Raw genomic sequence first — 16,419 nt, 5'->3', positions numbered from 1 at the left:
GTCGCCGTGACCGTCAACGGCTCGGTCAGCGGCGGCACCGGCTCCGGCGCCTACGGCGTATGGATCGCGGGCAACAACCAGAACGTCTTGACCGTCGGGCAAGCCGGCTCGATCACGGCGGGATCCGGCGGCAGCGCCGTGCGCTACGATGGCGCCGCCTTGCAGGAAAGCAGCGCCACGCTATTCGTTGGCAATGCGGCCAGCGCCAGCCTTGCGGTCAATAACGCCGGCACCATCCTGGGCAACGTCGAATGCGGTGGCGGCGCCGGCGGCGTCGCTTGCAACATCTGGAACGCGCAGACCGGCACCTTGAGCGACGCCACGCGCTATCAGGCCAACATCGATAATGCGGGCCTGGTCGTCATAGGCAGGCCCGGCGCGTTCGACACGTTGACGGTGTCGGGCAACTTCAATCTGCAATCCGGCGGCCTTCTGCAAGCGGACGTGGACTTCGCCAACCTCAAGTCGCCGCGCATGGAGGTGCGTGGCGATACCCGTCTGGACGGCAAGGTGAACGTGCAGCCATACACGCTGCTGCCGGATTACGAGGTCACCGTGGCCACGCTGGAAGGCGGTATCCAGGGCAGCCCCAACGCCAAGGACAGTCCGGTGATCGACTACGACGCCAGGCTCAATGGCAAGGACCTGCGGGTGCGGGCAGTAGGGGCCGATTTCGCGGCGCCGTCCATGCAATTGGCCGCCAACCAGCGTTCGGTCGCCGGGCATCTGCAAAGCGCCTGGGACCTGGGCGGCAACCTCGACATGGCGACCTTGTTCGCGACCCTGGACATGGCCTCGCGCGCCGGTCCGCAGACCTATTCGGATCAAGTGTCCGACCTGTCGCCCGGGGTGACCGTGGCTCCCGCCGCGCAAATGCAGGCCGGCATGGCCCGCTTTACCGGCGCGATGATGTCGTGCCCGACGTTCCAGGGCGGCGACGCGTTGACCGGCGAACAGGATTGCCTGTGGGGTCAGGTGTCCGGCCGCAATACCAACCAGGACGCCGATGGCGGCGTGTCGGGCTTTTCGTTCGATGGCGTGACCTACCAGATCGGCGGCCAACGGCAAGTCAGCCCGGGCTGGTTCCTGGGCGGCTCCGCGGCGTACGAGAACAGCCATATCCGCGGCGATGATGGACGGGTCAGCGGCAAGGGCGACAGCGGCTATGCCGGCATGGTCATCAAGCGCGAAACCGGGCCATGGACCCTATCCGCCGCGCTGGGCGGCGGCTATGGCCAATACGAGGTCGACCGCAGCATCCGTATCCCCGGCCTGCAGAGCACCGCGAACTCGGATCTGGACGTCTATGGCGCGGCGCTGCGCCTGCGTATCGCGCGCACCTTCGCCACGGAACGCGTCTATCTGAAGCCCTATGTGGACCTGGACGCGTTCTATACGCACATGCCCAGCTACAGCGAATCCCGCAATGCCCTGCATCTGGACCTGGAGAGCAGCAACCAGTTCGTCATGGCCTTATCGCCGACGTTGGAGTTCGGCGGCAAGGTCGCCCTGAAGAACGGCGCGACCATGCGCCCCTACATGTATGGCGGCGTGTCGTTCCTGTCCAAGGACGAATACACGGTCAAGGCGCAATTGCAGGGCGCGCCCGCGGGCTCGGGCGCCTTCGAGACCTCGGTGCCCATGGACGACGTCGTCGGCCGCATCGGCGCAGGCCTGCAGGTGTCGAACGCGGGCGGCATCGACTTCCGGCTGCAGTATGACGGTGACTTTTCGTCCCACATACAGAGCCACCGGGGCACCTTGAAGGTGATGGTGCCATTCTGAGCGCTTGCGGCGGCAAGCTTCAAGAGCTGGAGTGCCCGCTGCCGCCGGCTCGATACTGCGAACGGTTCTTGGTATCATTTAGGCCACGGCCGCCGGCGCTTTGGTCTGGGCGGACCGTTTTTCCGTGTCGTCGCGCCGCCTGTCGCGGCGTTCGAGCATGTCCAAGCCCCTCCAGCCGCTCCAGCTTCTGTGCGAAAACCACTACGAATGGCTCTGCCAGTGGTGGCGGCATCGCCTCGGCCATGGTGACGAGGCATCGGACTTCGCCCACGACACCTTTCTGCGCGTGCTGCGCAATCCCGAAGAAGTCCGCACGCTGCGCCAGCCCCGGGCCTACCTGACGACCATCGCCCGGGGCCTGCTCAACGATCACTGGCGCCGCCGCTCGCTGGAACGCGCCTGGCTCGAAGCCATGGCCGCGCTGCCTCCCGAATTGGAGGCTTCGCCCGACATGCTGCTGGGCGTGCGGCAAGCGCTGCAACAGCTGGACAGCATGCTCGCCAACCTTGCGCCGCAGGCGCGCGAGGTGTTCGTCCTGTCGCAACTGGAAGGCCTCACCTACGTCGAGATCGCCGCCCGCACCGGCCTGAGCGACCGCACGGTAAAGCGCTACATGGCCCAAGGCTTCGAAATCTGCCTGACCATGCTGGACTCCTGACAAATGGACGCCATGGGATCCAAGCCGATCGATGCCTCGGTCATTCGGGAAGCCGCCCGCTGGCTGGTGCGCCTGCACTCCGGCGAGGCCGGACCGGCGGATCATGCCGCCTTCGAACGCTGGCGCCACGGCAATCCCGAGCGCGAACTCGCCTGGCAGCGGGCCCAACATCTGATGCAGCAGTTCGGCGCGGTGCCAGCCTCGCTCGGCGTGCCGCTGCTGACGCGCCCGCCGCAGGTCAGCCGGCGCACGGTGCTGCGCACACTGGCGGCCCTGGGGCTGACGCTGCCACCCGCCGCCTTGCTGGCCTATCGCCTGACTGCCCAGCCGGCAGGCGCGTATCACACGGCCGTGGGCGAAAGCCACGACCTGGTCCTGGCCGACGGTAGCCAGGTCCATCTGAATACCGATACGGCCATGGATGTGCGCTACTCCGACGAGACGCGCCTGCTGCACCTGCGCGGCGGCGAAGTCTATGTGCGCACGGCCCCCGACCGGACGGGCAGGGCACGCCCCTTCATCGTCGAGACGCCCCAGGGCCGCTTGCGCGCCCTGGGCACCCGCTTTGTGGTCCGGCAATTGGACGACGGCGACGCCCTGACCGAACTGACTGTGCTGGAGCACCGCGTCGCCGTGAACCTCAGGAATGGGAGCCCGGAGCGGATCGTCAAGGCTGGAGAATCGCTGCGCTTCACCGCCAACGCCTTCCTGTCCAGCGCGCCCGCCGGGTCGGAGTCGCCCGGGTGGATGCGCGGCGTCATCGAAGCCGACAACATGCGCCTGGACGCGCTGCTGGCCGAGGTATCGCGCTATCGGCGCGGCGTGGTGCGCTGCGATCCGGCTGTGGGTGGCCTGCGGGTGTCCGGCGTGTTCCGCCTGCAAGACACCGACGCGCTACTCGCCATCGTGGCCAACACGCTGGATCTGCGCGTCGTGGCGCGCACCTCTTACTGGGTCACGCTGACGCGCTGAGGCGGCCGTCCGCGTTTCATTTATTTACAACTTTGCCACGCCACGCTTGTCCCTTTCCTCCGGGCTCATCCGGCATACCGCGCATTGATGACCTGTAGGGATGTGACCAAGTGGCAGTCGAACACCAAACCCAAACCCGCGTCCTGCGGCTAGCCGGATTGACGCTGAGCCTGGCGGCCGCTTTTGCAGCGGCGCCGCCCGCGGCAGCCCAAAGCGCCGCGCCAACCGCCGTGCACGACTATCACATCCCGGCAGGCCCCTTGGACCAGGCGCTTTCCGCCTTCGCCAAGGCGGGCGGCATCACGGTGTCCTTCCGGCCGGAGGACACGGGCGGGCTGCGGACCCAGGGCCTGGACGGCAGCTACGGCGTGGAGTCCGGGCTGGCAAGGCTGTTGGCCGGCACCGGCCTCATGGCGGTGGAGCAGGGCGGCCAGGGCTATGTGGTGCGGGCGGCGGCCTCCGCCGCCAAGGCTGCGGCGGCCGGCAGCGCGCCTCCCGGCAACGCCAACACGCTGGAGTCGATCCAGGTCAGTGGCGACTGGCTGGGCACCGGCCTGGAGAACAGCGTGCAGACCTTCGGCGGCGCCCGCACACTCGTCAAGCGCGACGAGATCCAGAACAGCGGCGCCACCAGCGTCGCCGACGTGCTGCGGCGCGTGCCGGGCGTGCAGATCAGCGGCAGCACCAGCGCCAGCGGCAGTTCGGTGGGCCTGCATGTCGGCATCCGCGGCCTGAACCCGCGCAATTCGTTCCGCACCACCATGCTGCTGGACGGCATCCCCATGGCCATGGCCCCTTACGGCCAGCCGAACCTGGTGATGTCGCCGACCAGCCTGGGCAACATCGAAGCCATCGACGTGGTGCGCGGCGGCGGGGCAGTGCGCTATGGCCCGCAGAACGTGGGCGGCGTGATCAACTTCAAGACCCGCTCGATTCCGACTACCCCCGGACTCGCCGCCGAGGCCTCCGCCCGCTACAACGTTTTCAGCCAGGGCGGCACCAATACCCAGTACACCGGCTTCATGGGCACGCAGTTCGAAAACGGACTGGGCGTGGCGCTGATGTACTCCGGCATGGACGGCGAACAATGGCGCGATGCCAGCCACGACCGCTACAACGACGTGGCGTTGAAATGGCGTTACGAGCTGACCCCGACCTCGGAAATCTACGGCAAGTTCGCCCATTACGACGTCAAGTCCATGACGCCGGGCGGCTTGACCGTGGCGCAGTACCGCGATGACCCGTTCCAGAACACCCATCCGACCGACTACTGGAAAGGCCAGCGCGACCAGGTCGACATCGGCTACCTGAACTCCATCTCCGACACGCAGGAGTTCGAGGCCCGCGTCTATCACTACGACAGCTCGCGCCAGAGTTCGCTGATCAACACCACCGCGGGACGCAACGACTACCAGCCGCGCAACAACCAGGTGCTGGGCATAGAGCCGCGCTACACGCAGCGCCTGGAATGGGGCCCGACCACGCACGACGTGACCATCGGCTATCGCTACATCCACGAAACCGGCCAGGACCGACGCTATTCGGAATCCCTGGCCACGGGCCAGCGGGTCGGCGTCGCCCAGGTCTTTGACAACGAGACCGAAGCGCACTCCATCTACCTGGACGACCGCATCGCCTTCGGCCAATGGCGCGTGACGCCCGGCGTGCGCTACGAGCACATCCGCACCAACCGCCAGCCCAGCGGCACCGCCAACGACACGCCGTTCGACCTGCGCAACAGCCGCGGGCTGCCGTCGCTGAACGTCGCCTATCTGGTCGACGACGCGTTGACGCTCTACACCAACTACAACACCTCGTTCGGCGCGGTGCAGTACACGCAGCTGAATTCGATGTCGGCGTCCAATCCGTTGAGCCCCGAAGTCGCCAAGACCATCGAAGCCGGCCTGCGCTACTCGGGCGAGCAGACCCACACCGAATTCACGGTCTTCGACCTGCGCTTCGACAACCAGATCCTGTCGATCCCCGGCACCAATCCGGCCGTGTTCCGCAATCTGGGTGCAACCACCCACAATGGCGTCGAATTCGCCATCGACTACGACTTCGACAAGTCCGGACCGCTCGCCGGCCTGAACCTCTACGCCAATTACACCTACGTGCGCGCCATCCAGAAATCCGGCGAGTTCGAAGGCAAGGACGTGCCGTTCTATTCACGCCAGACCGGCACGCTGGGCGGGCGCTACACCCGCAACAACTGGACCTTCAACCTCTACACCACGGCGCAGAGCGGCCAATATTCGGACACCGCCAACACCGAGGACGAGAACGCCGACGCGAGCGATGGGCGAGTGCCGGGCTTCAGCGTCTGGAATACGCAACTCAGCTACAAGCTGCCGCAATGGAAGGGCAGCGAGCTGGCGGTCGGCGTGAACAATCTGTTTGACCGCCGCTACTACACCCGCAACGTCGACACCAACGGCGGCCGCATGGTCGGCGCGCCGCGCATGGTCTACCTGCAGGCGCGCCTGGCTTACTGATGCCCAGGCGCATCTGGTTGCTCTGCCATCGCTGGGTGGCGCTGGGCCTGGGTGGGATCCTGATCCTGTCCGGGCTGACCGGCGCCTTCCTGGTGGCCGCGCGGCCGCTGGACAAGCTGCTGCATCCGGAGTTCTTCCGGGCCGGCAACGCAGGCGCCGGGCCCGCGGCATCATTCGAATCCTTGCGCCACCATCTAGCCGCCGAGTTCGGCCCGCAAGCTTCCTACACCTTCCGCCCGCCGCGCGAACCGGGCGAAACCATGCAGGTCAGGGTGAGGGTGGTGGGCGCCTGGGACGGCACGGTCTACCTGGATCCGGCCGGCGGCCGGGAGCAGGGCAGAAGGGGAGAGGACGAGGGCATCGTCGCCCTGGTCTATAAGCTGCACAGCGCCCTGATGCTGGAACAGACCGGCAAAGCCATACTGGCCTGGACGGCGCTGGCCTATCTGGTCCTGGCGATATCTGGTCTGATCGTCTGGTGGCCGCGCAAATGGCCGCCGTCCTTGCGCATGGCATTCGACAAGGGCGCATTGCGCGCCTTGTTCGACCTGCACCGCAACGGCGGCGCCATCCTGGCGCTGGCACTAGCCGTGTGCATGGCCAGCGGCGCCTACATGGCCTGGCGTCCGATAGGCGGCTGGATCACGCTGGCCAGCGGCCAGGCCCCGGTCATCGCGCCCAAGCTGCCGGCGCGGCCCGCGGGCTTCATCCAGCCTCGGTCCCTGGACGAACTGGCCGCCGCCGCCCAGGCGGCATTTCCGGACGGCTCGATAGGCTATTTTCTTTACACCCCGCGCACCGACAAGCCCTTGGCCATCCGCATGATCGTGCCGGACGATCCGCATCCCAACGGACGGTCCACCGTCTGGCTCGACCCGCGCGACGGCAAAGTGCTGGCCGCGCAGCGCTGGAACGAACTGGATCCGGGCGCGCGGATCAACTCGGTGCTTTATCCGTTGCACACGGGAGAGTTGGGTGGCATTGCGGGCGAAACGGTCGTGGCATTGCTGGGCCTGGGCCTGGGAACATTGGGCATCAGCGGGATCTGGCTCTGGTGGCGCAGGCGGTCGTTGAAACGGCATGCCCCGCCCAGGCCTGGACGGCCGGGTATTCAACAATCCTGATGCCGTCATCTAAATGGAGCTTTGCTTCATTCGGCTCGACAACGCCGCGGCAGTTTCCTTGCGTTCGCTGTAGCGATCCACGAGGTAGGGCGCCGCATCCCGGGTAAGCAGAGTGAACTTCATCAACTCCTCCACGACGTCGACGATGCGATCGTAGTAAGGGGAGGGCTTCATGCGTCCCGCCTCGTCGAACTCCTGGTATGCCTTGGCTACGGACGATTGATTCGGGATAGTCAGCATGCGCATCCAACGTCCCAGAACCCGCATCTGGTTCACGGCGTTGAACGACTGCGATCCTCCTGAAACCTGCATCACCGCAAGCGTCTTTCCTTGGGTTGGACGCACGGCGCCCACCGACAGGGGAATCCAGTCAATCTGCGTCTTCATCAACCCGGTCATCGCCCCATGACGCTCGGGTGAGCTCCACACCATGCCCTCGGCCCATTGAGCCAGCTCGCGAAGCTCTCGGACCTTGGGATGGTCCTCGCCGGCGTCATCGACCAGCGGCAAGCCGGAAGGATCGAACAACCGGGTTTCGCCACCCAAGGCCTGAAGCAGGCGTGCAGCTTCTTCCGCGACCAGGCGGCTATAGGAGCGCTCGCGCAGCGAACCATACAGAACCAGGAAGCGCGGCGCATGCGTGGCCCGCGCGGGCGAGAACAGTCTGACGGCGTCCGGTTGCCCGAACGATGATGAATCAATATTGGGTAAGAAACTCATGAAATGCCTCGTTTGATGTGCGCTTCCAGCCAGGCGGAAGGCCGATGCCGCGCCTGTGCTGTTCGACCCGGTGCTGCGACCAGGCGTCCCTCGATACCGGTGGGTGACGGACAGCAGGCTGCTCAGCAGGCTGTGCGGGCTCCCGGATCAGACACCTCGCAGGGAACGTTCTGGCAGCAGTGTTCGGTGAGATAGCCCAGCAGCTCGTTCATATGAGAGAAGTCGGCGCGGTAGATCAGGTTGCGGCCCTGTTGTTCGACGGTGACCAGGCCGGCGTGCGCCAGTTCCTTCAGGTGGAAGGACAGCGTGTTGCGGGCGATGCCGAGCTGGTCGGCCATGACGCTGGGCGTGAGGCCATCAAGGCCTATGACGACGAGGGCGCGAAACACGCGCAGCCGTTGAGCATGAGCCAAGGCACTGAGGGCGGAGACGGCTTGATCTTCATTCATTAATTCAATCATACAACGATTATCGAATTATTGAGATGCCTGCTTGCCGATAGCCGCCGGGCGCGTCTCACCGATTGGCGGCCAGCACGGCCGCAAGGCCCGTCTGCAGATCCTTGAGGAAATCCTCGGGCACTTCCAGCGACGGGAAATGCCCGCCGATGCCGGGTGTCTGCCACCGGACGATCCGCCGATACCGCTGCTGCGCCCAGGGACGCGGACATTTTTCGATGTCGCGGGGATAGATGCTGATGGCCGACGGCACGTCTACCCGCAACTCGGGGTCCAACGAGTCGTGGCTTTCGTAGTAGATGCGGGCCGACGATGCGCCGGTCCGCGTCAACCAATACAGCGTGACGTTGTCCAGAATGCGATCCCGCGAAATCCGCTCGAACGGGCTGTCTACGCTATCCGTCCACTCTGCGAATTTGTCCAGGATCCAGGCCAGTTGCCCGACCGGCGAGTCGACCAGCGCGTAGCCTATCGTCTGCGGCCGCGTCGCCTGCTGTTTCGCGTAGGCAGCGCGGTAGCGCCAGAAGTCGCGGGTGTCCTCGGCCCATTTGCGCTCGGCGGCCGTCAGCCCGTCAGTCGATAACCCTGGCGGGGCCTGTGCCAGCGTGGTGTGGATGCCCATGACCCGAGCCGGAAACCTGCCGCCGAGGATCGCGGTAATCACGCCTCCCCAGTCGCCGCCGTGGGCCAGGAACCTGTCATAGCCCAGCCTTGCCATCAGTTCCACCCAGGCAGCCGCGATCTTCTCGGTTCCCCAACCCGTAGCCGCCGGCTTGTCGCTGTAGCCGAATCCAGGCAGCGACGGCGCCACCACATGAAACGCCGGCGCGCCGGCGTCCTTCGGATTTGCCAGTTCGTCCGCGATATCGATGAATTCAACAATGCTGCCCGGCCAACCATGCGTCAGGATCAGAGGAGTGGCGTCCGCGCGCCGGGACCGGCGATGCAGGAAGTGGATGCCCAGGCCATCGATGACAGTGCGGAACTGCCCGATCCGATTCAGGCGCTCCTCGAACGAGCGCCAGTCGTACTCGGTACGCCAGTAGTCCACCACACTGATCAGGTCGGACAACGGAACGCCTTGCGCCCAGCGGCCGGCGCCGGGCGCCGCGCCTTGAACGGTTTCGGCCTCCGGCAACCGCGCAGCGGCCAGCCGGGCGCGCAGATCATCGAGATCCGCGTCGGTGGCGCGGGCTTCAAATACGTGTATGTCATTGTCTGAATGAGGCATGCGATCTCCTGGTCGTCGTGGTTTGAACTACGAGCCATTGCGAACCGGCTTAGATGGTTCTAACATGCCGCTAAATTCACCGTCAACCGGCCTGGGGGATACCATGCCTACCGATTTTCCTGATTTCCGCCTGGGTAGCGTGCTGGCGACGAGCTTCACCGGGACCCTGACGGAACGCCGGGGCCATCCCGTGGAGCGCATTCCCACGCCGCGCCGGCTTCTGGATTGGCTGGCGGTGAACGGCCTGGCCGTGAGGTCCTGCACCGCCGCCCAGCTCGATCTTGCCTGGCAGCTAAGGGAAGCGATCCACGCCGCCGCGAGCGCGGCCGCGGTAGGAGATGCACTGCCTGCGTCCGCCGTCAAAGTCATCAATGCCTGCAGCGTCCAGGGTATGGCCGCCGCGATCCTGACATCCGAAGGCAGGCGGCAATGGCGGCTGGGCTCGTCAGCCCGCGTGGAAGACGCCCTGGGCGTCATCGCCGCCGACGCGATCAGCATCGTCGCAGGCGAGCGAGACGGAAAGCTGGCCTTGTGCGCATCGCCAAGCTGCCAGGCCGCGTTTTTCGACACCAGCCAGAGCCGCTCCCGCAGGTGGTGCGACATGAACACGTGCGGGAATCGTCAGAAGAAGGCCCGGTTTCAAGCCAACCAGAGCAAAAAAGCCGATCCGGCAGGACCCAGAGAGTAGGGGAGAGAGCCACTGTACATTTCTATAAGATTGCGCAATCCGCGCTGTCGATCAGGAGCCACCCGCCTTGTTTCTCTATTACCGGATCAGTTTCGTCTTGAGCGTGCTGGCGCTTGCCGCCTGGGCGATCACGGTCGCGGTCTATGAAGCGCCGCGTTACGGCGACGGCTATGGCCCCGACCCCCTCGGCGTGCTGCTGTACCTGTCGCTATGGCCTGTCGGCATATTGCTAGTGCATTCCGGTCTGATCGCCAGCCTGGTACGCACCAGGCAGCCCGCGTCGATCCTGCAAGGGCGCGATGGGATCGCCATCCATCTTGTGCTGGGTGTGGGCTTTCTTGCGTACGCCTTGTACAAGTTCTAACCGGGCTGAGTTCTGGCAAAGTCGGCGGGGCCGGGCAGCTAGATCAGCGGCGCAACCGGCGGTTTGCGGAGCACGGAACATTCAGGAGAGGCCAGAATCAGCGCTGGATGCCGGCGCGCTGGGTAGATCGTCTATTTATTACTTTACATAATACACATTATGCGTATATTGGATCAGGGCAAACCATTGCTTGCATGGGAGCCCTCAAGTATCAATAATGGGAATCATTATTGAAAATCCCATGATCGTGCTCCGCCGGTCGGAGCCGCATTTTCCCAGTCCCGATGTCCGCATCCTCCCCAATTCGTTCCGTCAAACGGTCCGGCTCAACCACGACGGTACGCGGATTCGTCGACGAATTGCTCAACCACTACCGCGACCTGCAGCGGCATCTCAACTATCAATTGCGCAATCCGGATGACGCCGCCGACATCGCCCAGGCAAGCTTCGAACGCGTTTACGCCAATGGCCTGAACAACGCCCACAAGAACGGCCCGGCGATCGAATCACTGCGCGGCCTGCTGTTCCGCGTCGCCCACAACCTCTGCATCGACGAGGCGCGTCGCCGCAAGGTCTCGCAGAACTGGCTGGCCCTGCATGGGCCGTTGGAAGCCGAAGCAATGGCGCCGTCCGCCGAGCAAGTCGTGTCGCAGCGGCAGATGGTCGAGCGCGTGGCGGCGGTGCTGGCGTCCCTGCCCGCGCGGCGGATGCAGGTTTTCCTGCTGTTCCGGGCCTATGGCCACAGCCGCGCCGAGATCGCGCAACAGCTGGGCATCACGGAGGCCGCGGTCGCCAAGCATCTGGTGCGCGCGACGCTGGATTGTTCCCACGCCTTGCGCAATCTGTACTTGGACTCCGATTCGGCCATCGGCCGCCCGGAACCTGGTTGCGGGCCAACCGCGGACGGCGGCAACTGACGCCATGCAGCTAGCCCCCGACGAGACGCTGATCGACCAGGCGCTCACCCTGATCGCCACCGCTGAAATCGCCACCGAGCGCGGCGCGCGCCAGGCAGTCTCCCGGCTGACCACATGGCGCGCCCGCACGCCGCAGCACGAGGCCGCTTATCTCGAGGCCATGCGGCGCTGGCAGCTGCTTGGCGCCGTAGCGCCTGACATGCGCGCACGGTTCGACCAGGACATCGCCACCGCCGGTGATCACAGACTGTCGCGCCGCGCGCTGCTTGGCTGGGCGGCCGCAGGCGCCTGTACGGCCATGCTCGGCGCGGGCTGGTACTGGCGGCGGCCGCTATACCAGGCGTCCTATGAAACCGGTTCCAGCCAGTTGTCCCGGGCGCAGGTGCCCGACCAAGCGGACGGCGGCGGCTTGGGAACGCGGATCGACCTCGCCGCTGGCACGCGTCTTGTCGTCAGCCTGTACCGCCACGAACGCGTGGTCGAACTCAGCCACGGCGAGGCGCTGTTCACGGTAGCCCCCGACGCCAGCCGGCCGTTCCGGGTCCGCACCCGCGGGGGCGAGATCGAAGTCGTGGGTACCGTGTTCACCGTGAGCGACCGCGGCGGCGTCGTGTCCCTGGCCGTGGAGGAAGGCCATGTGCGCTTCCGCCCTGCTCCACGCGACGCCCGCTGGTACACCTTGGCGCGCGGCGGCCCTCCGCTGGATTTGTACGCCCACACCGCCGTCAGCTGGCGCAACGGCGAAGTCGATGCTGTCCGGCGCATCGATCCGGACAGCATCGCGGCCTGGCGCAACGGCTGGCTGTGGTTCGACAACCAGCGCCTGGACGAAGCCCTGCCGGCCATCAACGCCTTTCGCACGCTGCCGCTGACGGCCGCCGACCCGAGGGTCAACGCCCTGCGCCTGACCGGTCGCTTTCGCAGCGCCGACGCCGGCAATGCGGCGGCTCTCCTCGAAGCGATCCTGCCGCTGCGCGCGGAATCGCAGGCTAACGGCGATGTCGTATTGCGGCTGCGCTGATTTTTTTCCAATCAGGTGTCTCCGTTTACGCGTCTCATCCGTCTTCTGTATCGATAGGACCGCCACCGGGCGGCGATTTTCTCGATAGACGGAGTTGAAATGCACCAATCCGGTATTTGCCGGCCGTTCCTGGGCCGTTCCGCGCTGGGCCTGGCGCTGTCGGGCGTACTTGGCCTGCCGCTGGCCACAGTGCCCGCGCCAGCCCAGGCTCAGGCCCAGTCGGAACAGCTCTATGGCATCGACCTGCCTGCGCAGCCATTGAGCACGGCGCTCAACATGCTGTCGCGCCAGACCAGCACGCCCATCATGGCGGGCGGCGCCCAAATCGCCGCGCATCAGGCGCCGGCCGTATCCGGCCGCATGACGGTGCGGGAAGCGCTGTCGCGGCTGCTGCAGGGATCCGGATTGTCCAGCGCGGCCACGCCAGGCGGCGGATACGCGGTGACGGCTCAAGCTGCGGCCGTCACCACATTGGCGCCGGTACTGGTGACCGGAAACTCGCAATTGCCCGAGCCCTACGCCGGCGGCCAGGTCGCCCGCGGCGGCCGCGTCGGCCTGCTGGGCGAACGCGACGTGATGGACACGCCGTTCAATATCGCCAGCTACACCTCGGAACTGATCCAGAACCAGCAGGCCAACTCCATCGCCGACGTGTTGGCGAACGACGCTTCGGTGCGCACGGTCAACGATGGCCAGGGCTCGGTGGCCGGCACCGGCGACGAATTCCAGATCCGCGGTTTTCCGGTGCGCAACCAGGATGTGTCCTTCAACGGCTTGTACGGCATGCTGCCGCTGCGCACCATCGCGCTGGACGGCGTCGAGCGCGTGGAAGTGCTCAAGGGTCCCACTGCCCTGCTGAACGGCATGAGCCCGCGGGGCAGCGTGGGCGGCGGCATCAACGTCGTCGCCAAGCGCGCCGGCGATGATCCGCTGACCCGCCTGACCGCGATTTACCAGTCCGATGCCCGTTTTGGCGGCATGGTCGACATCGGCAGGCGCTTCGGCGAGAACAACGAGTTCGGCATCCGCTTCAATGGTTCGTACCGGGACGGCGATACCGCGGTCCGGAATCAATCGAACCAGCTGGGCGTCGCGGTCGTCGGCCTGGACTATCGCGGCGAGCGCTTGCGTGTTTCGCTGGATGCCGGCCATCAGACCAACAACATCGACGCGCCGGGCGATTCCGGCGTGCTGATCTTCGGCGACAGCCTGCCGGTGCCGCGCGCGCCCGATGCGTCCAAGGGTTATTCGCCCGACTGGGGCTATGCCAAGTCACGCGACAACTACGGCGTGCTGCGCGCCGAGTACGACCTCAGCCCGCACCTGACCGTATTCGGCGGCGTGGGCTACCGGCGCAGCAACAACCGCTACCTGTATGCCGACCCCATCGTGGTCGGCCAGAACGGTGAACTCCTGATGCGCCCGTACTACTGGCCCAGCTATGAACAGAATGTCTCCACGGTCTGGGGCGCGCGCGGCGATTTCAATACCGGCCCGGTCAAGCACGAAGTCAGCCTGAGCTATTCCACCTTCGAGCAACGCGCCGGCTATTACGACTACTACATCTTCGGCATGTCGCCATCCAACCTGTACGATCCGGCGGAGATCCCCAAGCCGTCGATCGATGGACTGTCGAGTTCGCCGCCGCGCACTTCCCTGCTGAAGCTCCCGACCGTCGCGCTGGCGGACACCCTTTCCTTTGCCGATGGCCGGGTCCAATTCACCGCCGGCTTGCGCTACCAGACGGTGAAGGCGACGAACTACAGCTACACCACCGGCCAGGTGACTTCCAGCTATGACAAATCAGCCGTCACGCCGGCCTTCGGCCTGGTGGTCAAGCCTTGGACCGATGTCTCGCTGTACGCCAACTATATAGAAGGCCTGAGCGCGGGCCCCATTGCACCGGCCGGCACCTCGAACGCGGGCGAGATATTCGCGCCCATCAAGACCAAGCAGATCGAAGCCGGGGTAAAGGTTGATTTCGGCACGGTCACCACCACGCTCGGCCTGTTCCAGATCAAGCAGCCCTCCGGCTTGACGACCGTCAGTGACGGCGTGACCCGCTACGACATGAGCGGCGAACAGCGCAACCGCGGCGTGGAGTTCAATGCCTACGGCGAACTGGCGCGCGGCGTGCGCCTGTTGGGCGGCATCACCTACATCCAGCCCACGATGATCCGCAGCGCCAAGCCGGAAACCGATGGCAACAGCGCCGTCGGCGTGCCGCGCTGGATGGCCAATATCGGCATGGAATGGGATCCCTCGTTCGCGCCCGGACTTACCTTGAGCGCGCGCGCCCTGTCGACCAGCTGGCAGTACCAGAACCTGGAGAACAGCCGCCGCATTCCGGGCTGGACCCGGTGGGACCTGGGCATGCGCTATGCCACCCGCGCATTCGACCACCCCGTCACCCTGCGGGCGACCGTCAACAACGTGTTCGGCAAGGACTACTGGTCGTCGGCGTCCGAAGGGTATCTGCGCCTGGGATCGCCGCGGTCGGTGATGCTGTCGGCCTCGGTCGATTTCTAGGCCTGACGACGGACCCGCTCACTGCTGCGCGCCGCTAGCCTTGGCCACGTATGCCGCCAACGTCTCGATCTCCTTGTCCGACAGGGTCGTATAGGCCGGCATCTGGCCAATGCCGTTGCGGATGGCCGTCTCCACGCGCGCGGCATCGGGCTTGATCTCATCGAGCTTGGGGCCGATGGCCCCGCTGGATTGCGCGTCAATCAAGGTATGGCAAAGCGCACAGGCTGGCGCCGCGCCGACGAACAAGGCGCGGCCCGCTTCCATGTCAGGTTCGGCCGCCCGCGCGCCGCCATGCAGGCTGGCGCCCAACACTGCTGAGCAAAACGCGAGCTTCCAGGGCAATGCCAGGGCTTTCGCCGTCATGCCTTGACCGTCACGGCCACGGCGTGATCGCGCCAGCCGTTGTTGATGTAGCCGCCGGAATTCTGCGGACGTTCTTCGTCCTGCACCCGGCCGTCGGTATCGGTCGCCCGGCTGACCAGCACGTGTTCGCCGGCCGCCAATTCCACCGGCAGCGCGAACTGGCGCCAGGCATAGCGCCCGAGGTCCGGGCCGACCAGTTCCGCTTTATGCCAGTTCTTGCCGCCGTCGGTCGAAACCTCGACCTGCTTGATGCCGTTGGTGCCGCCAAACGCTACCCCCTGCACCACCACGCGCCCGGCCTTCAGGGTGGAAGCGGCCGGATTGGGCGTATTGATCCACGACTTCACGCCCATGGCCCACACCGAGGGCTGGCTGGGATCGCCCTTCTGGCCCGGCGGCGCCAGGCGGTAGCCGGTCTGCTGGATCGCGGCCGGGCTTTCCTTTTCAGTGAAGGCCAGCCGCTTGATGTATTTGACGCTGTTCACGCCCGTGTAGCCCGGCACGATCAGGCGCAAGGGGCCGCCATGGGCCAGCGGAATCGGCTCGCCGTTCAGTTCCCACGCCAGGAGCGCATCCCGCATCGCTTCCTTGGGCACCGAACGCTCGACCATGACCATGTTCGGGTCCAGGCCGTCCGGCAGCTTCTCGCCGCCAGTCCCGGTCATGTAGACGGCTGCCGCCGCCAATCCGCCGCAATGCTCGACCAACACGCTTACCGGCACGCCGCTCCAGATCACGCAGCCGGCCGCGCCGACCTGCCAAGGCGTGCCGCTGGGCTTGTTCGGGAAATAGCCGCGGCCGTTGCCCGAGCACTGCAGGACCATCGCCAGCGTCTGCAGGCCCATGGTCTTCAGTTGCCCCACGTTCAGGGACATGGGCCTGGCCACTCCCGCGATCTCGATGGTCCACGCGTCCCGGTCGGCCACGATCGCCTCGTCCGGCGGCGGCAGGTTGTTGCGCACATAGAGCTGGCGCAAAGGCGTCACCACTCCGCTGCCGAATGCCTCGCGGCGCGTTTCTATGGTGTTGGCGCTGTGCACGATCATCGCGTCGGGCTGCTTCCACGCCGCATAGGCCGGCAATGGTTTGGCGGC

General features: G+C 65.8%; 15 protein-coding genes. 10 read left to right on the top strand and 5 right to left on the bottom strand.

Annotation, left to right across the window (positions count from 1 at the left end; genetic code table 11):
* The 5 genes from VIR09_RS23915 to VIR09_RS23895 form a co-directional block, all read left to right on the top strand.
* A partial coding sequence (locus tag VIR09_RS23915; RefSeq protein WP_332015105.1) for an autotransporter outer membrane beta-barrel domain-containing protein occupies window positions 1-1,785 on the top strand: 1,785 nt, incomplete at its 5' end.
* A gap of 157 nt (window positions 1,786-1,942) precedes the next feature.
* Window positions 1,943-2,443, top strand: coding sequence for a sigma-70 family RNA polymerase sigma factor (locus VIR09_RS23910; RefSeq protein ID WP_332015104.1), 501 nt, complete (start codon window positions 1,943-1,945; stop codon window positions 2,441-2,443).
* A 3-nt stretch (window positions 2,444-2,446) separates the two neighbouring features.
* The gene (locus VIR09_RS23905; protein WP_332015103.1) at window positions 2,447-3,415 is read left to right on the top strand and encodes a FecR domain-containing protein; all 969 of its coding nucleotides are present in this window, start codon (window positions 2,447-2,449) and stop codon (window positions 3,413-3,415) included.
* Between the two features lie 410 nt (window positions 3,416-3,825).
* Window positions 3,826-5,910 (top strand): TonB-dependent receptor family protein, encoded by a 2,085-nt coding sequence (locus tag VIR09_RS23900; protein WP_414639460.1) that lies wholly within the window; start codon window positions 3,826-3,828, stop codon window positions 5,908-5,910.
* A complete protein-coding gene (locus tag VIR09_RS23895; protein WP_332015101.1) occupies window positions 5,910-7,034 on the top strand; it encodes a PepSY-associated TM helix domain-containing protein in 1,125 nt (374 codons plus the stop codon). The genes VIR09_RS23900 and VIR09_RS23895 overlap by 1 nt, the downstream gene beginning before the upstream one ends.
* Window positions 7,035-7,043: 9 nt before the next feature.
* On the opposite strand, the gene arsH is transcribed toward VIR09_RS23895, so the two are convergent.
* From arsH to VIR09_RS23880, 3 genes are all read right to left on the bottom strand, one after another.
* The gene (arsH, locus tag VIR09_RS23890) at window positions 7,044-7,754 is read right to left on the bottom strand and encodes an arsenical resistance protein ArsH (protein ID WP_332015100.1); all 711 of its coding nucleotides are present in this window, start codon (window positions 7,752-7,754) and stop codon (window positions 7,044-7,046) included.
* A gap of 122 nt (window positions 7,755-7,876) precedes the next feature.
* Window positions 7,877-8,203 carry a metalloregulator ArsR/SmtB family transcription factor gene (locus VIR09_RS23885; RefSeq protein ID WP_332015099.1) on the bottom strand — a complete coding sequence of 109 codons (327 nt, stop codon included), beginning with the start codon at window positions 8,201-8,203 and terminating at the stop codon, window positions 7,877-7,879.
* Window positions 8,204-8,270: 67 nt separating this feature from the next.
* Window positions 8,271-9,443: an epoxide hydrolase gene (locus tag VIR09_RS23880; protein ID WP_332015098.1), complete on the bottom strand. Its 1,173-nt coding sequence runs from the start codon at window positions 9,441-9,443 to the stop codon at window positions 8,271-8,273.
* Between the two features lie 103 nt (window positions 9,444-9,546).
* Here VIR09_RS23880 and VIR09_RS23875 point away from each other — a divergent pair, with 103 nt between their 5' ends.
* The 5 genes from VIR09_RS23875 to VIR09_RS23855 all read left to right on the top strand — a co-directional run bounded on the left by VIR09_RS23875 (window position 9,547) and on the right by VIR09_RS23855 (window position 14,962).
* Entirely contained in the window at window positions 9,547-10,131 is a 585-nt protein-coding gene (locus tag VIR09_RS23875; RefSeq protein WP_332015097.1) for a CGNR zinc finger domain-containing protein, read from the top strand.
* Window positions 10,132-10,198: 67 nt separating this feature from the next.
* Window positions 10,199-10,495, top strand: coding sequence for a hypothetical protein (locus VIR09_RS23870; protein WP_332015096.1), 297 nt, complete (start codon window positions 10,199-10,201; stop codon window positions 10,493-10,495).
* A 284-nt stretch (window positions 10,496-10,779) separates the two neighbouring features.
* Window positions 10,780-11,412 carry an RNA polymerase sigma factor gene (locus VIR09_RS23865; RefSeq protein ID WP_332015095.1) on the top strand — a complete coding sequence of 211 codons (633 nt, stop codon included), beginning with the start codon at window positions 10,780-10,782 and terminating at the stop codon, window positions 11,410-11,412.
* Between the two features lie 4 nt (window positions 11,413-11,416).
* Window positions 11,417-12,433, top strand: a complete 1,017-nt coding sequence (locus VIR09_RS23860; protein ID WP_332015094.1) for a FecR family protein — start codon at window positions 11,417-11,419, stop codon at window positions 12,431-12,433.
* Window positions 12,434-12,532: 99 nt separating this feature from the next.
* The gene (locus VIR09_RS23855) at window positions 12,533-14,962 is read left to right on the top strand and encodes a TonB-dependent receptor (protein ID WP_332015093.1); all 2,430 of its coding nucleotides are present in this window, start codon (window positions 12,533-12,535) and stop codon (window positions 14,960-14,962) included.
* A gap of 18 nt (window positions 14,963-14,980) precedes the next feature.
* On the opposite strand, the gene VIR09_RS23850 is transcribed toward VIR09_RS23855, so the two are convergent.
* Together VIR09_RS23850 and VIR09_RS23845 are read right to left on the bottom strand one after the other, a co-directional pair.
* Window positions 14,981-15,325 carry a cytochrome c gene (locus VIR09_RS23850; RefSeq protein WP_332015092.1) on the bottom strand — a complete coding sequence of 115 codons (345 nt, stop codon included), beginning with the start codon at window positions 15,323-15,325 and terminating at the stop codon, window positions 14,981-14,983.
* On the bottom strand, window positions 15,322-16,419 hold a 1,098-nt coding region (locus VIR09_RS23845), incomplete at its 5' end, for a sulfite oxidase (protein WP_332015091.1). The genes VIR09_RS23845 and VIR09_RS23850, both read right to left, overlap by 4 nt.

Source organism: Achromobacter sp. (assembly GCF_036567245.1).
GTDB lineage: Bacteria > Pseudomonadota > Gammaproteobacteria > Burkholderiales > Burkholderiaceae_B > Achromobacter.
The sequence above is the reverse complement of the archived record's forward strand: the minus strand, read 5'-3'. Positions and strand labels throughout refer to the sequence as shown.